The 16,433-nt window shown below is 60.2% G+C and carries 17 protein-coding genes; 9 read left to right on the top strand and 8 right to left on the bottom strand.

Going from position 1 to position 16,433, the window contains the following annotated elements; genetic code table 11:
- The first annotated feature begins 139 nt into the window (after window positions 1–139).
- Together PMI37_RS06440 and PMI37_RS06435 are read left to right on the top strand one after the other, a co-directional pair.
- Window positions 140–862 (top strand): response regulator, encoded by a 723-nt coding sequence (locus PMI37_RS06440; RefSeq protein WP_008079204.1) that lies wholly within the window; start codon window positions 140–142, stop codon window positions 860–862.
- Entirely contained in the window at window positions 859–2,469 is a 1,611-nt protein-coding gene (locus PMI37_RS06435; protein WP_008079203.1) for an ATP-binding protein, read from the top strand. Before PMI37_RS06440 ends, PMI37_RS06435 begins: the two co-directional genes overlap by 4 nt.
- Before the next feature lie 139 nt (window positions 2,470–2,608).
- Here the strand turns inward: PMI37_RS06435 and PMI37_RS06430 are convergent, their stop codons facing one another.
- Both PMI37_RS06430 and PMI37_RS06425 read right to left on the bottom strand, forming a co-directional pair.
- Window positions 2,609–3,334, bottom strand: a complete 726-nt coding sequence (locus tag PMI37_RS06430) for a 4'-phosphopantetheinyl transferase family protein (protein WP_008079200.1) — start codon at window positions 3,332–3,334, stop codon at window positions 2,609–2,611.
- Window positions 3,335–3,511: 177 nt separating this feature from the next.
- Window positions 3,512–4,303, bottom strand: a complete 792-nt coding sequence (locus PMI37_RS06425) for a dienelactone hydrolase family protein (protein WP_008079193.1) — start codon at window positions 4,301–4,303, stop codon at window positions 3,512–3,514.
- A gap of 142 nt (window positions 4,304–4,445) precedes the next feature.
- Here PMI37_RS06425 and PMI37_RS06420 point away from each other — a divergent pair, with 142 nt between their 5' ends.
- The 3 genes from PMI37_RS06420 (at window position 4,446) to PMI37_RS06410 (ending at window position 7,224) form a co-directional block, all read left to right on the top strand.
- A complete protein-coding gene (locus PMI37_RS06420) occupies window positions 4,446–5,051 on the top strand; it encodes a hypothetical protein (protein ID WP_008079191.1) in 606 nt (201 codons plus the stop codon).
- A 152-nt stretch (window positions 5,052–5,203) separates the two neighbouring features.
- Entirely contained in the window at window positions 5,204–5,881 is a 678-nt protein-coding gene (locus PMI37_RS06415; protein ID WP_008079190.1) for a response regulator transcription factor, read from the top strand.
- Window positions 5,878–7,224, top strand: coding sequence for an ATP-binding protein (locus PMI37_RS06410; RefSeq protein WP_045123039.1), 1,347 nt, complete (start codon window positions 5,878–5,880; stop codon window positions 7,222–7,224). The genes PMI37_RS06415 and PMI37_RS06410 overlap by 4 nt, the downstream gene beginning before the upstream one ends.
- 84 nt (window positions 7,225–7,308) lie before the next feature.
- Here the strand turns inward: PMI37_RS06410 and PMI37_RS06405 are convergent, their stop codons facing one another.
- Window positions 7,309–8,307 carry an AraC family transcriptional regulator gene (locus PMI37_RS06405; protein ID WP_008079186.1) on the bottom strand — a complete coding sequence of 333 codons (999 nt, stop codon included), beginning with the start codon at window positions 8,305–8,307 and terminating at the stop codon, window positions 7,309–7,311.
- A gap of 350 nt (window positions 8,308–8,657) precedes the next feature.
- On the opposite strand from PMI37_RS06405, the gene PMI37_RS06400 reads away from it, so the two are divergent.
- The gene (locus tag PMI37_RS06400; RefSeq protein WP_008079185.1) at window positions 8,658–9,992 is read left to right on the top strand and encodes a dicarboxylate/amino acid:cation symporter; all 1,335 of its coding nucleotides are present in this window, start codon (window positions 8,658–8,660) and stop codon (window positions 9,990–9,992) included.
- Window positions 9,993–10,258: 266 nt separating this feature from the next.
- Window positions 10,259–11,440 carry a CaiB/BaiF CoA transferase family protein gene (locus PMI37_RS06395; protein ID WP_008079184.1) on the top strand — a complete coding sequence of 394 codons (1,182 nt, stop codon included), beginning with the start codon at window positions 10,259–10,261 and terminating at the stop codon, window positions 11,438–11,440.
- Window positions 11,441–11,574: 134 nt separating this feature from the next.
- On the opposite strand, the gene PMI37_RS06390 is transcribed toward PMI37_RS06395, so the two are convergent.
- Both PMI37_RS06390 and PMI37_RS06385 read right to left on the bottom strand, forming a co-directional pair.
- Window positions 11,575–12,069: a SprT family zinc-dependent metalloprotease gene (locus tag PMI37_RS06390; protein ID WP_008079183.1), complete on the bottom strand. Its 495-nt coding sequence runs from the start codon at window positions 12,067–12,069 to the stop codon at window positions 11,575–11,577.
- A 127-nt stretch (window positions 12,070–12,196) separates the two neighbouring features.
- The gene (locus PMI37_RS06385) at window positions 12,197–12,799 is read right to left on the bottom strand and encodes a Yip1 family protein (RefSeq protein WP_008079182.1); all 603 of its coding nucleotides are present in this window, start codon (window positions 12,797–12,799) and stop codon (window positions 12,197–12,199) included.
- A gap of 425 nt (window positions 12,800–13,224) precedes the next feature.
- On the opposite strand from PMI37_RS06385, the gene ttcA reads away from it, so the two are divergent.
- Window positions 13,225–14,049 carry a tRNA 2-thiocytidine(32) synthetase TtcA gene (ttcA, locus tag PMI37_RS06380; RefSeq protein ID WP_008079181.1) on the top strand — a complete coding sequence of 275 codons (825 nt, stop codon included), beginning with the start codon at window positions 13,225–13,227 and terminating at the stop codon, window positions 14,047–14,049.
- 165 nt (window positions 14,050–14,214) lie between these two features.
- Window positions 14,215–14,889, top strand: a complete 675-nt coding sequence (locus PMI37_RS06375) for a DNA-3-methyladenine glycosylase I (protein WP_008079179.1) — start codon at window positions 14,215–14,217, stop codon at window positions 14,887–14,889.
- Between the two features lie 114 nt (window positions 14,890–15,003).
- On the opposite strand, the gene PMI37_RS06370 is transcribed toward PMI37_RS06375, so the two are convergent.
- Genes PMI37_RS06370 through arsC form a run of 3 tightly spaced genes read right to left on the bottom strand, consistent with a single transcriptional unit; the run spans window position 15,004 to window position 16,378 of the window.
- Window positions 15,004–15,429 carry a DUF2069 domain-containing protein gene (locus PMI37_RS06370; protein WP_008079178.1) on the bottom strand — a complete coding sequence of 142 codons (426 nt, stop codon included), beginning with the start codon at window positions 15,427–15,429 and terminating at the stop codon, window positions 15,004–15,006.
- 2 nt (window positions 15,430–15,431) lie between these two features.
- Window positions 15,432–16,028 (bottom strand): NAD(P)H:quinone oxidoreductase, encoded by a 597-nt coding sequence (wrbA, locus tag PMI37_RS06365; protein ID WP_008079176.1) that lies wholly within the window; start codon window positions 16,026–16,028, stop codon window positions 15,432–15,434.
- Entirely contained in the window at window positions 16,025–16,378 is a 354-nt protein-coding gene (gene arsC / locus PMI37_RS06360) for an arsenate reductase (glutaredoxin) (protein WP_008079173.1), read from the bottom strand. Before arsC ends, wrbA begins: the two co-directional genes overlap by 4 nt.
- Window positions 16,379–16,433: the final 55 nt, after the last annotated feature.

The raw sequence follows: 16,433 nt of genomic DNA, 5'->3' as shown, positions 1-16,433 counted from the left end.
TGCCGAAGGCTGCGATCCTTTGATCTTGAAAAAAACAAAATCAAAGGATCGCAGCCTCGTTTCACTCGTCAGCTCCTACAGGGGATCGTGTGTGTCTGGGCAATCCTTTATTAATAAAAACAGCAAGCAGAGGTCACCGGTGGAGCAACAAGCCTTTGAGGTATTGATCGTCGAGGATGACCAGCGACTGGCCGAACTCACGCGCGACTACCTGCAAGCCAATGGACTGCGCGTCGGCATCGAAGGCAACGGTGCGCTGGCGGCGGCGCGGATTATCAAGGAGCAGCCGGATCTGGTGATCCTCGATCTGATGTTGCCCGGCGAAGATGGCCTGAGCATCTGTCGCAAGGTGCGTGACCATTACGACGGGCCGATCCTGATGCTCACCGCGCGCACCGATGACGCCGATCAGATCCAGGGCCTCGATCTTGGCGCTGACGATTACGTGTGCAAACCGGTGCGCCCGCGATTGCTGCTGGCGCGCATTCAGGCGTTGCTGCGCCGCAGTGACAGCGCTGAGCCGGTCGCAGAAAAATCCCGCCGTCTGCAATTCGGCCCGCTGGTGGTCGACAATGCGCTACGCGAAGCGTGGCTGAGTGACAACGGCATCGAACTGACCAGCGCCGAATTCGACCTGCTCTGGCTGCTGGTCTCCAACGCCGGACGCATTCTTTCCCGCGAGGAAATCTTTATCGCCCTGCGCGGCATCGGCTATGACGGCCAGGACCGCTCGATCGATGTGCGCATCTCGCGCATCCGCCCGAAAATCGGCGATGACCCCGACCATCCGCGTCTGATCAAGACCATCCGCAGCAAAGGTTATCTGTTCGTTCCGGAAGCCTGCGCAGACCTGGCCCTGTGAACTCGATCTTCCTGCGCATCTACGGCGGCATGTGCGCTGCGCTGATTCTGGTGGCGGTGCTCGGTGTGCTGGCGCTGCACCTGCTCAATCAGGTGCGCAGCGAGCAATACCGCGAGCGCCTGGCCCATGGCACGTTCTCGCTGATGGCCGACAACCTGCAATCGATGAACGCCACCGAGCGGCATCGCGCACTGTTGGTGTGGGAGCGGCTGCTGGGGATTCCGCTGGCGCTGAAGACCTTCAGCGACACCGGTCTCGATCTGACCCAGCGCACCCGTGTGCAGCGCGGTCAGGCGCTGGTCGAGCAGACCGGCCCGCATGCGGCCAAAGTCTATCGATTGGTCAGCGACAAGGAACAACTCGTCCTCACCGGCGAAGTGCAGCAGATCAGTGAGCAACTGGCCCGCGCCACTATTTACCTGCTGGCTGATGAGCTGGTGCGGGTGCCGGTTGCCGAGCAACCCAAACGACTGGCGCAGATAAAGGAAGAGAAGGGTTTTGGTTTCGACCTGCGCCTGGTCACGGTGGACGACGCCGACATGGATGAAGACCAGAGCCGTCGTGTCTCCGAGGGCGACACGGTGATGGCGCTGGGCAAGGGCGGCGATTCGATCCGTGTGTTTGCCGGCATGGTCGGCACGCCGTGGGTGCTGGAGATCGGCCCGCTGTACCAGATGAACCCTTATCCGCCGGAATGGCTGGTGTTGATCGCCGCGCTGGGGTTGAGCCTGATCGGTCTCATCGTTTATTTGCTGGTGCGCCAACTGGAGCGGCGTTTGCGCGGGCTCGAAGCGGCGGCCACGCGCATTGCCAAGGGCAGTCTGGAAACCCGTGTGCCGGCGCGCGGTGCCGATTCGGTCGGGCGCCTGGCGGCGGCGTTCAACGGCATGGCCGAGCACTTGCAACAATTATTGGCGATCCAGCGTGAACTGGTGCGCGCGGTGTCCCACGAGTTGCGCACCCCGGTGGCGCGCCTGCGTTTCGGTTTGGAGATGATCGGCTCTGCGACGACGCCGCAAGCCTTGGAGAAGTACCGCGAAGGCATGGATCACGACATCGAGGACCTCGATAAGCTGGTCGATGAGATGCTCACCTACGCACGGCTCGAACAAGGTTCGCCAGCGCTGACCTTCCAGCGCATCGATCTGGATGCCCTGGTCAATCAGGTCATCGAGGAGCTGGCGCCGCTGCGCGCCGAGGTCACGGTGCAGCGCGGGCTGTGTCTGTCTGCTGCCGATAACGACGACGCCTGGGTCGAGGCGGAGCCGCGTTACCTGCACCGGGCGCTGCAGAATCTGGTGAGCAACGCGATGCGCCACGCGCGTTCGAAGGTCACGGTGAGCTATCAGGTCGGGCAGTTGCGTTGCCGGGTCGACGTCGAGGACGACGGGCCGGGCGTGCCGGAAGTGGCGTGGGAGCGGATCTTCACGCCGTTCCTGCGTTTGGACGACAGCCGCACGCGGGCGTCGGGCGGGCATGGCCTGGGGTTGTCGATTGTGCGGCGGATCATTCATTGGCATGACGGCCGGGCGATCATCGGCAAAAGCAAAAGCCTGGGTGGGGCGTGCTTCAGTCTGAGCTGGCCGAGGAATCAGGAACGCCGCTAAGTATTTGCGATGATGGTGCCGGCCCCATCGCTGGCAAGCCAGCTCCCACAGTGACCGTGGTGAGCACAGATTTAAGGTTCACACAGAAACCTGTGGGAGCTGGCTTGCCAGCGATGAGGCCCTGACAGGCGATAAAGATTCAGGCCTGGATGCTGACCAGACTCAACAACTGCCCATCCTGTACCCCGAACTGCGCTTCCAGCTCCGTGCCGTGATGCCATTCCGCCGACAGATCGGTCAACAGCCGCAAGCGCACCTCACCCGACTCGGTCCATTCCAGCACTTCGGCATGCTCAAAATAAAAGCGCTTCTGCACGATCGGGTACAGCGCCTTGAACAGACTCTCTTTCACCGAAAACGTCAGTGTCACCCACAACGCCAACTGATCCCGCGAGCCGGCCGCCATGCGCTGCATTTCCGCTGGCGTGAGAATTTCCCCGGCGAGGCGTTCGGCGCGTTCGGCGTTGAGCAGGTTTTCCAGATCCATGCCCAGGCCACGCCAATGCTGCCTGTTGGCAACGATCGCTGCGGCGCGCCCGGTACTGTGGGTGATCGAACCGCAGATATGCGCCGGCCACATCGGTGCGCGATCTTCGCCAATCGCCGGCACCTCGCTTGAACCTTGCAGCTGCTGCAACGCCGCCCGTGCGCAGATACGCCCGGCGAGAAACTCGGCCTGACGCTTGGCCACCGAACGCTGGATGCTCGGCGGCGGCTCAATGGCGCTGCGTTGAAAATCATCGCCGAGCAGTCGGGCCGGATCGAAGTGCGTGCTGAGCAACACAGTGTCGGGCAATACCCTTGGCAACGGCCAGTGGGCATCGAGTGGGGTGCAGCAGGCGGGAAGGGCAGGGGTGAGGTTCATGACGGGCATTTTGCCGGTTAGTCGAGCCAAGGTCGAGATTGGCGGCGCGGCGATCGCGAGCAGGCTCACTCCTACATTGATCGTTCCCACGCTCTGCGTGGGAATGCCTCGATGGACGCAGAGCGTCCCGGGCTGCGTTCCCACGCGGAGCGTGGGAACGATCAGGGTCGGGCGCGGTTAGCTGAAGATTTTCTGGAAGAACGCTTTCATGTCCGCCCAGGATTTTTCATCCGCGGCCTTGTTGTACCCGATGTCCGGGCCACCGTGTTCGCCGTGGCTCAAGCGATCCGCGTCCGGGTTGGTAAAGCCGTGTTTGGCGCCGTCGAGGCTGACGAATTTATAGTCAGCGCCAGCCTTGTCCATTTCACTTTTGAACGCGGTGACGTTGTCCGGCGTGACCATGCTGTCCAGCGCTCCGTGCTCGACCAGAATTTTTGCTTTCACACTGCCCGGGGTGGCGGGCGTTTTGGTTGCCAGTGCGCCATGGAAACTCACCACCCCTGCCAACGGCACGCCCTGACGTGCGGCATTGAGTACCACACCACCGCCAAAGCAATAACCAATGGCGGCAAGTTTATTGACGTCGGTCTGCGGTTGTTTCTTCAACAGGTCCAGCCCGGCGGCGAAGCGTTTGCTCGCGGCATCGGCGTCCTTGGTCGCGGCCTGCATGAACGCCATCGCATCTTTCGGGTGCTCGGTGTTCTTGCCCTCGCCATACATATCGATCGCCAGTGCGCTGTAACCCAGTTCGGCGAGATCGCGTGCGCGGCGTTTGGCGTAATCGTTCAGGCCCCACCATTCATGTACGACGACGATGCCCGGGCGCTTGCCTTTGATTGCGTCGTCATAGGCGTAGTAACCGATCAACTGGGTGCCATCGGCGCTTTGGTAAGGGATTTCTTCAGTCTTGATCGCCGCTTGGGTGAGGCTGCTGACAGCGAGCAACGTGAGGGCAAGGAACAGGCGCATCGTGGGGTCTCCTGACAATAAAAGGTCAAAACAGCCTAGTCCATTTGGTTCAGGTCAGGTTCAGAGAGTGTTCAGGGGCGGTACAGGGGCAGGTCAGTAACCTTGCGCCATACCCAAACAGCACTGTGAAAGAGGAAACTCAATGACTCGTTTAAACAAACTGCTGCTGGCTTTTACCCTGTTGGGCTCCAGCATCGCGGCCCATGCCGACACTACTTCGAACTTCGCCGGCCTGACCTTCGGCCAGACCAGCGACAAGGTTAAAAAGTCCAACGCACTGAACGACAACCTCGACCACCCGAACGCCACCGGCGCCATCGATGGCAACAACACTTACGGCGTACGCCTCGGTCAGCAAAACAGTCAAGGTCGCTACTACGCCACTTATGACAACGTGTCGGGCTCGCACAATGGCATTAAACTGCGTCAGGAAAACCTGTTGGGCAGCTACGATCTGTTTTACCCGGTGGGCGGCAGCACCAAGCTGTTCGGCGGTGCCACGGCCGGTCTGACTAAACTGACCCAGGATTCGCCAGGCTACAGCCGTGACAGTGATATCGGTTATGCGGTCGGCGGCCAGTTCGGGGTGTTGCAGCAAGTCTCGCAAAACACCTCGGTCGAACTCGGTTACCGTTACCTGATGAGCAACGCCAGCACTGAAATGAAAGAAAGTGGCGGCAGCAAACAAGGCTCGCTGGATTTGAACAGCAGCGCGCAGACTTACCTGTCGGCCAACTACAGTTTCTAAGGAGCGACAGCGAAATCATTGTAGGAGCAAAGCTTGCTCGCGACAGCGCTGGGTCAGTCAATTTAGATGTCGACTGACACACCGCCTTCGCGAGCAAGCTTTGCTCCTACGGGTGTGTTTTTGGAGATTCTGGATTTGCCCGGGAGAGAGCTATGAAACTGTTGGTCGTCGAAGATGAAGCGCTGTTGCGCCATCACCTGCAAACCCGTCTCACGGAGAGCGGTCACGTGGTCGAGTCCGTGGCCAATGCCGAAGAGGCGCTGTACCAGACCGGACAGTTCAACTTTGACCTGGCGGTGATCGATCTTGGCTTGCCGGGCATGGGCGGCCTCGACCTGATCCGCCAGTTGCGCTCGGGCGGCAAGACCTTCCCGATCCTGATCCTCACCGCGCGCGGCAACTGGCAGGACAAGGTCGAAGGCCTCGCCGCCGGTGCCGATGATTACGTGGTCAAGCCGTTCCAGTTCGAAGAGCTCGACGCGCGCCTGAATGCCTTGCTGCGCCGCTCCAGCGGTTTTACCCAGTCGACCATCGTCGCCGGCCCGCTGCTGCTCGACCTCAATCGCAAACAGGCGACCCTCGACGAACAGCCGCTGGCGCTGACCGCCTACGAATACCGCATCCTCGAATACCTCATGCGCCACCATCAACAAGTGGTGCCCAAGGATCGCTTGATGGAGCAGCTCTACCCGGACGACGACGAGCGCGATCCGAACGTGATCGAAGTGCTGGTCGGCCGCCTGCGCCGTAAACTCGAAGGCCCGGCCGGCTTCAAGCCGATCGATACCGTGCGCGGCCTCGGCTACCTGTTCAATGAGCGCTGCACTTGATTCGTTCGCTACGCGTTCGGCTGATGCTCGCCGCCACCACGTTGGCGGTGTTGTTCATGCTCGCCTTGCTCCCGGCGATGCAGGGCGCGTTCAGCCTCGCGTTGCAGGACTCGATCGAACAGCGGCTGGCCTCGGACGTCACCACGCTGATCTCTGCCGCACGTATCGAAAACGGCCGACTGGTGATGCCCAATCAGTTGCCGGATGAGCGTTTCAATCTCACTGACTTCCGCCTGCTCGGCTACATCTACGACCGCGAAGGGCATCTGGTCTGGCGCTCGAAAGCCACCCAGGAAGAGCAGATCAACTACAAACCGCGCTATGACGGCCTCGGCAACGAGTTCGCGCGGATTCGCGAAGCCAACGGTCAGGAATTCTTCGTCTACGACGTTGAAGTGAAACTGCTCGGCGGTAAAAGCGCGGCGTTCAGCATCGTCGCCCTGCAACCGGTGCGCGAATACGAAACCACCCTCGAAGGCCTGCGCGAAAATCTCTACCTCGGTTTCGGCGCAGCGTTGCTGGTGTTGCTGGCGCTGCTGTGGATCGGCCTGACCTGGGGCCTCAAAGCCCTGCGCCAACTCAGTCAGGAACTCGACGAAATCGAAGGCGGCACCCGCGAAAGCCTCACCGAACAACACCCTCGCGAGCTACTGCGCCTGACCGGCTCACTGAACCGTCTGCTGCACAGCGAACGTCAACAGCGCAGTCGGTATCGCGATTCGCTCGATGATTTGGCCCACAGCCTGAAAACCCCGCTGACGGTGTTGCAAGGGGTCAGCGAAGACATAGCCCAGCGCCCGGAAGACCGTGATCAGGCGTGGGTGCTGCAAAGCCAGATCGAGCGCATGAGCCAGCAGATCGGCTATCAACTGCAACGCGCGAGCCTGCGCAAAAGTGGTCTGGTGCGCCATCAGGTGCGACTTCAGCCCGTACTGAAAAGCCTCTGCGACACGCTGGACAAGGTTTACCGCGATAAACATGTGCGTGTGGCGTTTGATCTGCCCGAGCATTGTTACGTGCCGATCGAGCAGGGCGCCTTGCTGGAGATGATGGGCAACTTGCTGGAAAACGCTTATCGCCTGTGCTTGGGCGAGGTGCGCATCAGCGTGCGCGAGACGTTGGCCGGGGTTGAGTTGTGCGTCGAGGACGACGGTCCCGGAGTGCCACCGGATCAACGCGCGCGGATTCTGGAGCGTGGCGAACGGCTGGATGCCCAGCATCCGGGGCAGGGGATCGGGTTGGCGGTGGTCAAGGACATCATCGAAAGCTACAACGCGAAACTGGCGCTGGGCGATTCGCCGATGGGTGGGGCGGCGTTCAGGATTCATTTTCCTGCGGTGTAACCGAAAAGATCGCAGCCTGCGGCAGCTCCTACAGGGGAGCACATTGCCAATGTAGGAGCTGCCGCAGGCTGCGATCTTTTGATCTTACTGTTCCTGCGCCCGATAAGCCCCGGGCGTCAGCCCCGTCCACTTCTTGAACGCGCGGTGAAACGCCGACGGTTCCGAGAACCCAAGCTGCTCGGCAATCTGCTGCAACGACAAATCCGCGCGCCCCAAATGGTAGATGGCGATATCCCGCCGCAACTGATCCTTCAACTCCTGAAAACTGCTGCCTTCCTCACGCAAATGCCGGCGTAGCGTCTGCGGGCTGATGTGCAAGTGCGCCGCCACCGCTTCCAGATCTGGCCAGCGCGCACTGTCGCGGCTGAGCAAGCGACGCAAGCGGCTGCTCAGGCTGTCGCCGTCATCCGGGCGCGAGAGCAGGTCGGCGGGGGAGCGTTCGAGAAAATGCTTGAGCGTGCGCTCGTCCTGTAACAACGGCATGGATAAATAGCGGCTATGAAACAGCAGGCTGCTGTGCTCGGTGCCGAAGGTCATGGGACAGGGGAAGAGCAGGTCGTATTCGGCGCCGTGGGCGGGTTTCGCATAGCTGAAGGTCGCGTGTTCGAGGCGAATTCGCTGGCCGATCAGCCAACTGCCCAGTCGATGCCAGATGACCAACAGGCTTTCGGTGAGAAAGTGATCTGGGTCCCACAATGACGCGTCGTCCAGGCTCAAGCGCACCCATTCGTCTTCGCGGCTCAGGGTCAGGCGCGGGGCGCCCGGGAATAAGCTATAAAACAATAAACCGCGCTGCAGTGCTTTCTCCAGATTGCGGCAGTGAATCGAGGCGTGGCACATCATCGCGAAGCTGCCGGGTTTGCTCGGCGCGCTGCCAAAACCCAGGTACTCGTCGTCCAGCGCCAGCCACAGGCCCTGGATCAACCGGGTGAACTGCTCCGGGGCGATCCGTGCACGCGGCTCGTCGAGCAGTTCCGCGCTGATGCCCAGTTGCTGCAGCAGCCCTGAATAATCGCAGCCCAGACGGCGCGCGCCACCGAGGGCGGCGCGAGCGAAATGGCTGGCAATGGTGCGTTCACGCATAAGCGGCAGATCCTTTCTCAGACGCCGGATGGTAGTCGGGGGTCGCGTGGGCAACAAGGCGGATTTCCGCCAAATTGTAGGACGAGAGCGGGCCGGTTGGCGGAAATCCGCCACAATCAACTCGCGAGGCGGTGACATTGAAAAACCTGCAGGCCCTGATATCAAAAGGCTTGCAGCGAAACGCACCAAAGTGGCACGAGGTTTGCGATACAAGCGACAGAAGCGTGCGTTGATCCCGTTCGGAAAACGCCGCTCCAACAACAAATCCCTCCAGTGCAGGAGGGTTCGCAATTCAGGTTTCGCGGCGTAACAGATGGATGTTGCACGCGGGGCTCTTGAGGAAATTTGCAATGACGACTCGTCAGCCACTGTACAAATCCCTGTATTTCCAGGTGATCATCGCAATCATCATCGGTATTGCGCTCGGTCATTACTACCCGCAGTTCGGCGTGGCGGTAAAGCCGCTGGGTGACGGGTTCATCAAACTGATCAAAATGATCATCGCCCCGATCATCTTCTGCACCGTGGTCAGCGGCATCGCCGGCATGCAGAACATGAAGTCGGTCGGCAAGACCGGCGGTTACGCACTCCTGTACTTCGAAATCGTCTCGACCATCGCCCTGCTGGTCGGTCTGGTCGTGGTCAATATCGTGCAGCCGGGCAACGGCATGCACATTGATGTTGCAACCCTCGACGCTTCCAAAGTCGCTTCTTATGTCGCGGCCGGTGCTGACCAGAGCGTTGTCGGCTTCCTGCTCAACGTGATCCCGACCACCATCGTCGGCGCGTTCGCTACCGGTGACATCCTGCAAGTGCTGATGTTCTCGGTGATCTTCGGTTTCGCCCTGCATCGCCTGGGTGCCTACGGCAAGCCGATCCTCGACTTCATCGATCGCTTCGCCCACGTGATGTTCAACATCATCAACATGATCATGAAGCTCGCGCCAATCGGTGCCTTCGGTGCCATGGCCTTCACCATCGGTGCCTACGGCGTGGGGTCGCTGGTACAGCTGGGTCAACTGATGATCTGCTTCTACATCACGTGCCTGCTGTTCGTGTTGATCGTGCTCGGCGGTATCGCCCGCATGCACGGTTTCAGCGTGCTGAAAATGATCCGTTACATCCGTGAAGAGCTGCTGATCGTACTCGGCACCTCGTCGTCGGAATCGGTATTGCCACGCATGCTGATCAAGATGGAGCGTCTGGGCGCGAAGAAATCGGTAGTGGGTCTGGTGATCCCGACCGGTTACTCGTTCAACCTCGACGGTACCGCGATCTACCTGACCATGGCCGCGGTGTTCATTGCTCAGGCAACCGACACGCACATGGACATTACACACCAGATCACCCTGCTGGTGGTGTTGCTGCTGTCCTCCAAAGGCGCTGCCGGTGTGACCGGTTCGGGCTTCATCGTGCTGGCCGCCACCCTGTCGGCGGTAGGTCACCTGCCGGTGGCCGGTCTGGCGCTGATCCTCGGTATCGACCGCTTCATGTCCGAAGCGCGCGCACTGACCAACCTGGTGGGCAACGCTGTTGCGACCATCGTGGTTGCCAAGTGGGTGAAAGAGCTGGACACCGACGTACTGGACGCCGAGCTGGCTTCGGGTGGTCGCGGTATCGCGGATACCCGTCCTGAAGACGACCTGGGTGTGGCTGAAGGCCCAACCCCGAGCAGCGTCAAGTAAGTAAACGAAGCCCCGCATCAATGCGATGCGGGGTGGTGAAAAGCCCTTGTGGTGAGGGGATTTATCCTCGATGGAGTGCGCAGCAGTCCCTTCTTTTTGGTGGTAGAAGGGAGCCGCTACGCGACTCATCGGGGATAAATCCCCTCACCACGGGGTTTTTTATTGCTTGCGATTTGAGCGTAACGGTCACACCCGCTGACATATCCGGTGATTGCTGCATCGGCAATGGCTGCCTAGGCTGAGTGCATCGCCCAAGGAGCTTGCCCATGTCTGCACCGCTGGCCTCACTGAAAATCCTCGATTTCTCGACCCTGTTGCCGGGGCCGTTTGCCTCGCTGTTGCTGGCCGACATGGGCGCGGACGTGCTGCGCATCGAATCGCCGACGCGTCTGGACCTGCTGCGGCTGTTGCCGCCGCACGATGCCGGGATATCCGCCAGTCATGCCTACCTGAACCGCAACAAACGCAGCCTGGCACTTGACCTGAAACAGCCCGAAGCGCTGGACGTGGTCAAGCAGTTGCTGGCCGATTACGACATCGTTCTCGAGCAGTTTCGCCCCGGAGTGATGGAACGTCTGGGGCTGGGTTATGAAGCATTGAAAGCGATCAATCCGAAACTGATCTATGTGTCGATCACCGGTTATGGCCAGACCGGGCCGTACAAGGATCGCGCCGGGCACGACATCAACTACCTCGCGCTGGCCGGACTTGCCAGCTACACCGGCCGCGCCGACAGCGGGCCGTTGCCGTTGGGCATGCAAGTGGCCGATGTCGCCGGTGGTTCGTTGCACGGGGTGATCGGTTTGCTCGCGGCAGTCATTGCCCGTCAGCAAACGGGGCAGGGCACCCATATCGACGTGAGCATGACCGATTGTGCGTTCAGCCTGAATGCCATGGCCGGCGCCGGGTATCTGGCTTGCGGCGAGGAGCCCGCATGGGAAGAGCAGATGCTTAATGGCGGCAGCTTCTATGACTATTACCGTTCCCGCGACGGGCGCTGGATGTCGGTCGGCAGTCTGGAGCCGGGGTTTATGCAGCAGATGTGTACCGCGCTGGGACGGCCGGAGTTGGCGGCACAGGGGTTATCGCCGAAACCTGAGCAACAGCGAGCGCTGAAAGATGCCTTGAAGGTCGAGTTCGAGCGGCATGACTTTGTTGAACTGTGCGAGATGTTTGCCGGGATTGATGCCTGTGTCGAGCCGGTGTTGAGTCTAGGTGAGGCCGTTCGGCACCCGCAATTGCAGGCGCGTGAACTGGTGACGCAAGTGCCGCGTGGGGATGGCACGTCGCAGGCGCAGATGGCGTGCCCGTTGAAGTTTTCCGAGGCGTTGCCGGCGCCGCGACATGTTGGGGCGGTGTTGGGGCAGCATACCGATCAGGTGTTAGCGGAGTTGGGGTTCAGTGCTCAGCGGATAGCAGAACTGCGGTCTTCCAAAGTCATTCTTTAGTGTCTGTACAGGCCTCATCGCTGGCAAGCCAGCTCCCACAGGATTTTTGGTGGAACACAATATTGTGATCGACACAAAAACCTGTGGGAGCTGGCTTGCCAGCGATGAGGCCAGCCAGGGCAACACAAATCTGACTATTCCACCCGCATCTCACCACTGAACACCAAGGTGTTGCGGCAGCGCCGGCACAAATACCGCCGCCCCTGTCGCACCAGGCTGTGGCGCTGCGCCGAGAATGGAAAATCACTGTCCACGCACGGGCATTTGTAGATATAGCGCGTGACGCTGCGGCGTTTGATGGCGTAGGTGTGGCAGCGATCCGGCGGCAGTTCGTAAACCCCGCGCATGATCAGTTGCCACTCCTCGCCATGCGGCTGGATGCGGTCGCCAAACAGCTGATGGGCGATCAGGTGCGCGACTTCGTGGGCCACGGTCTGCTTGAGGAAGTGTTCGGTGTTTTCCCGGTACAGCTGCGGGTTGAAGCGCAGCAGGTTCTCGTGCAAATGCGCGACACCGGCTTTTTGCCCGCGCAGCTTGAGACTGACAACGGGGCGTTGGAAATGACGTTTGAAAAAGGCTTCAGCGAGTTGGTAACAGTCTTCGACGCGGGTATTGAGTTGCTCGGGCATGCTTGATGGATCTCCAGAGACGGCGAGTATGCCGCAACGCCCCGGACTTGCGAATCGCCGAGCTGCCGAATGGTCATCCGGCAAACGACAAGGCCGCCTTGCGGCGGCCTCGGATTGGATTGGCGAATCAGTTGGTATAGACGGGACCTACGCCCAGCCCCCAGACAATCACGGTGAACGCCATGATGGCAACCAGTACCACCAGACCCACCGCCAGCACCGAACTTGAAAACAGGAACCCTTCATCCGACGGAATGTTCATGAACGTCGGCAGCCCCACGTACAACAGATAAACCGTGTAGCAGATGGCCGCCGTGCCGACGATCATCCCCAGCCACATATGCGGATACAGCGCCGCCAGCCCGCCGACAAACAACGGTGTTGCGGTGTAAGTGGCAAATGCGACACAACGGGCCAGACTTGGATTGGCGTCATACGTGCGCGCCATCCAGTGCACGAAGGCGCCCATGACCGCGACCCCGCCGAGCATGGCCAGGTACGACATGACGGTCATCCAGACTGCGCTTTCGACGGTGAGCATGACCGGCGCACGGTTGCCGATCACCCAGCCGACCTGGGTGGTGCCAATGAACGCCGAGATAGCCGGGATCGCCGCCAGAATCAGCGTGTGGGTCAGGTACATGTGGCTGATGCTTTCCTCTTGGTCGCCACGGATTTCCTTCCATTCCTGATCGGGGTGGGTAAAAAGTCCCACTACGTGATGGATCATGCCAGTCACTCCTCTTGTTATTGCCATCGCCCCCCAACGGAGCGCCTACGGGCCAATGAGGCCGAGCAAATTCAGGTCTTGGATGTGTGCGACCTTATGTCGCAGTATAGAAAGGACTTAACCGCACAGGTATTAGGGGCTTAGAGCAAATCGCGCTGTAAACACGGGGCTTAATCGCCTTGGGGTCTTGCCGGTAAGGCATTTTTGATGCTTGAAACACTTTTGTGGCGAGGGGATTTATCCCCGTTCGGCTGCGCAGCAGTCGCCAAGCCATTCACCGCGCAGTGTCAGGCAAACCGAGTTCTCAGGTTTTGGGGCTGCTTCGCAACCCAACGGGGATAAATCCCCTCGCCACAGGTGCTTCGCGCATCCGGGGTTTTTGCGTAAAATGCCGGCCTTTCGTCACACCTCACGGATTTCGCGTCATGGGCACTCTTACGGTCAACCAGAACAAACTGCAAAAGCGCCTGCGCCGCCTGGCCGGCGAAGCGGTTGCCGACTTCAACATGATTGAAGACGGCGACAAGGTCATGGTCTGCCTGTCCGGGGGCAAGGACAGTTACACCATGCTCGACGTGCTGCTGCACCTGCAGAAGGTTGCCCCGATCAAGTTCGAGATCGTCGCGGTGAACATGGACCAGAAGCAGCCGGGCTTCCCCGAGCACGTGCTGCCGGCCTACCTCAAAGAGCTGGGCGTCGAGTACCACATCGTCGAGAAAGACACCTACTCGGTGGTCAAGGAATTGATTCCCGAGGGCAAGACTACTTGCTCGCTGTGCTCACGCCTGCGTCGCGGCACGCTGTACACCTTCGCTGATGAAATCGGCGCGACCAAGATGGCCCTCGGTCATCATCGTGATGACATCGTCGAGACGTTCTTCCTCAATATGTTCTTCAACGGTTCGCTGAAAGCCATGCCGCCGAAGCTGCGCGCCGACGATGGCCGCAACGTGGTGATCCGTCCGCTGGCGTACTGCAACGAGAAAGACATTCAGGCCTATTCGGACTTGAAGGAATTCCCGATCATCCCGTGCAACCTTTGCGGTTCGCAGGAAAACCTGCAGCGTCAGGTGGTCAAGGACATGCTTCAGGACTGGGAGCGCAAGACACCCGGTCGAACGGAAAGCATCTTCCGCAGTCTGCAGAATGTCATCCCGTCGCAACTGGCCGACCGCAACCTGTTCGACTTCACCAGCCTGAAGATCGACGAGACTGCGGCTTCGCGCTTTGTGAACGTCGTCAATCTCTAAACCCAATCTCTGTGGGGCCACACTTTTGTGGTGAGGGGATTTATCCCCGTTGGAGCGCGAAGCGCTCCCAGAATAGTCTGGGGCTGCTACGCAGCCCAACGGGGATAAATCCCCTCGCCACAGAGGCCCCACATTGGTTTTTTGTTTCATTCGATAGGAGAGGGCATGCGCGATTACAAGTGGCTGCACGAATACTGTCTGAACCGCTTCGGTTCGGCGGCTGAACTGGAAGCCCATCTGCCCGTTCCCAAGACCCCCGCGCAACTGCGCAAGATCAGCGACGACCGCTACCTCTCGACCATGGCTCTACGCGTATTCCGCGCCGGCCTCAAGCACAGTCTGGTCGACGCCAAGTGGCCGGCCTTCGAAGAAGTGTTCTTCAAGTTCGACCCGGAAAAAGTCGTGCTGATGAGCGCCGAACACCTCGAGCGGCTGATGCAGGATGCGCGGATCATTCGTCACTTGGGCAAGTTGAAAAGCGTGCCGCGCAATGCGCAGTTCATCCTCGACGTCGAGAAGGACAAGGGCAGTTTCGGCGCGCTGATCGCCGACTGGCCGGTGACTGATATCGTCGGTTTGTGGACGTATCTGAAAAAGCACGGCCATCAACTCGGCGGGCTATCGGCGCCACGGTTTTTGCGCATGGTCGGCAAGGACACCTTCGTGCCGAGCTATGACGTGGTGGCGGCGCTGAACGCACAGAAAATCGTCGACAAGGTGCCGACCAGCCAGCGTGATCTGAAGATTGTGCAGGACGTGTTCAACCAGTGGCATGAACAGAGCGGCGGGCGGCCGATGAGTCAGATTTCGATGATGCTCGCTTACACCGTCAACCATTAAGACCGAGTCGCCCCAATCGCTGGCAAGCCAGCTCCCACAGGATCTCTGTTGAAACACAATTATGTGATCGACGCAAAAACCTGTGGGAGCTGGCTTGCCAGCGATGACGGTCTGTCAGGCGATGGAGATTTCGCCTTCGCCAGCCAATTTGCGATTCAACTGATACCGCCACCGCACATACAGCAGCGCGGAGCAGAACACCGCCAGACTCGCGACCATCTCCAGCACGCCAAACAACTGCCGGTTGGGGTCATACGCCGCCAGTGCGCCCTTGATGAAATACAGATTCACCACAAAACACATCCACGAATGGCCACGGGCGCTGCCCATGATCATCGCCGGGGCGAGGACGAGCCACGGGATCAGCTCGACCAGCAGAATCACCCACGGCCGTGCGCCGTGCAGGTCAGCGAAGATCAGATAGTAGGCCGCGAGCAATCCGCCCAAGGCGAAAAAACTCAGCAGGCTGATGACGCGCATGGCCTTGACGCGTGGCTCCAGCCACTCGACGGCAGGCAGGATTTTCGGCTTCTTCGCCACCGTCAGCCCTCCAGTTTCTGCGCAGTCTTGGCCAGACGCAGACCGAGCGCGCGGCACAGCGCGACTTCGTGCTGATCGAGACCCTTTTTGCCGTCCGCCCCGGCATGATGGCTGGCGCCGTAAGGCGTGCCGCCACCTTGGGTTTCCAGTAGCGCCGATTCGCTGTAGGGCAGGCCGGTGATCATCATGCCGTGGTGCAGCAGCGGCAGCATCATCGACAGCAGGGTGGTTTCCTGACCGCCGTGCAGGCTGGCGGTCGAGGTGAACACGCCAGCCGGTTTGCCCACCAGCGCGCCGGTCAGCCACAGGTTGCTGGTGCCGTCGAGAAAGTACTTCAGTGGCGCGGCCATGTTGCCGAAACGCGTCGGGCTGCCCAGCGCCAGGCCGGCACAGTTTTTCAGATCATCGAGAGTCGCGTAGAGCGCGCCGTCGTCCGGGATGCTCGGCGCCACCGCTTCGCACTCGGTGGAAATCGCCGGCACGGTGCGCAGACGCGCTTCGAGGCCGGCCTGCTCGACACCGCGAGCAATCTGCCGCGCCATCTCGTTGGTCGAGCCGTTGCGGCTGTAATACAGCACCAGAATGTAAGGCGCGCTCACGGCAGCAACTCCAGCACGTTTTCCGGTGGACGGCCGATGACGGCTTTGTCGCCGGCTTCAAGAATCGGTCGCTCCATCAATTTCGGATGCTGGGCGATGGCGTCGATCAATTGCGCTTCGCTGAGGCTTTCGTCAGCGAGTTGAAGCATTTTGTATTCATCTTCGCCGCTGCGCAGCAACTGACGTGCGCTGATCCCCAGCTTGCCGAGCAGGGCCTTGATTTGCGCCGCGTTCAGCGGGGTTTCGAGGTAGCGCACGACCGTTGGCGTCAGGCCGCGGGCTTCAATGAGTTCCAGCGCGCCGCGGGATTTCGAGCAGCGCGGATTGTGATAAAGCGTCAGATCGGTCATGGCGGGTCGCTTCTGGCGTAAAGTGGCGGCTATTCTAACTGTGCAGCGCGCAATC

The organism is Pseudomonas sp. GM80, assembly GCF_000282515.1.
In the GTDB taxonomy this organism is placed as follows: Bacteria; Pseudomonadota; Gammaproteobacteria; order Pseudomonadales; family Pseudomonadaceae; genus Aquipseudomonas.
The sequence above is the reverse complement of the archived record's forward strand: the minus strand, read 5'-3'. Positions and strand labels throughout refer to the sequence as shown.

Bases quoted from the DNA above. Each gene is read 5' to 3' on its own strand.
- PMI37_RS06430 (WP_008079200.1), bottom strand. From the start codon at position 3,334: ATGAACCTCACCCCTGCCCTTCCCGCCTGCTGCACCCCACTCGATGCC.
- ttcA (WP_008079181.1), top strand. From the start codon at position 13,225: ATGGGCACTCTTACGGTCAACCAGAACAAACTGCAAAAGCGCCTGCGC.
- PMI37_RS06375 (WP_008079179.1), top strand. From the start codon at position 14,215: ATGCGCGATTACAAGTGGCTGCACGAATACTGTCTGAACCGCTTCGGT.
- arsC (WP_008079173.1), bottom strand. From the start codon at position 16,378: ATGACCGATCTGACGCTTTATCACAATCCGCGCTGCTCGAAATCCCGC.
- PMI37_RS06400 (WP_008079185.1), top strand. From the start codon at position 8,658: ATGACGACTCGTCAGCCACTGTACAAATCCCTGTATTTCCAGGTGATC.
- PMI37_RS06415 (WP_008079190.1), top strand. From the start codon at position 5,204: ATGAAACTGTTGGTCGTCGAAGATGAAGCGCTGTTGCGCCATCACCTG.
- PMI37_RS06395 (WP_008079184.1), top strand. From the start codon at position 10,259: ATGTCTGCACCGCTGGCCTCACTGAAAATCCTCGATTTCTCGACCCTG.
- PMI37_RS06425 (WP_008079193.1), bottom strand. From the start codon at position 4,303: ATGCGCCTGTTCCTTGCCCTCACGTTGCTCGCTGTCAGCAGCCTCACC.
- PMI37_RS06420 (WP_008079191.1), top strand. From the start codon at position 4,446: ATGACTCGTTTAAACAAACTGCTGCTGGCTTTTACCCTGTTGGGCTCC.
- PMI37_RS06385 (WP_008079182.1), bottom strand. From the start codon at position 12,799: ATGATCCATCACGTAGTGGGACTTTTTACCCACCCCGATCAGGAATGG.
- PMI37_RS06405 (WP_008079186.1), bottom strand. From the start codon at position 8,307: ATGCGTGAACGCACCATTGCCAGCCATTTCGCTCGCGCCGCCCTCGGT.
- PMI37_RS06390 (WP_008079183.1), bottom strand. From the start codon at position 12,069: ATGCCCGAGCAACTCAATACCCGCGTCGAAGACTGTTACCAACTCGCT.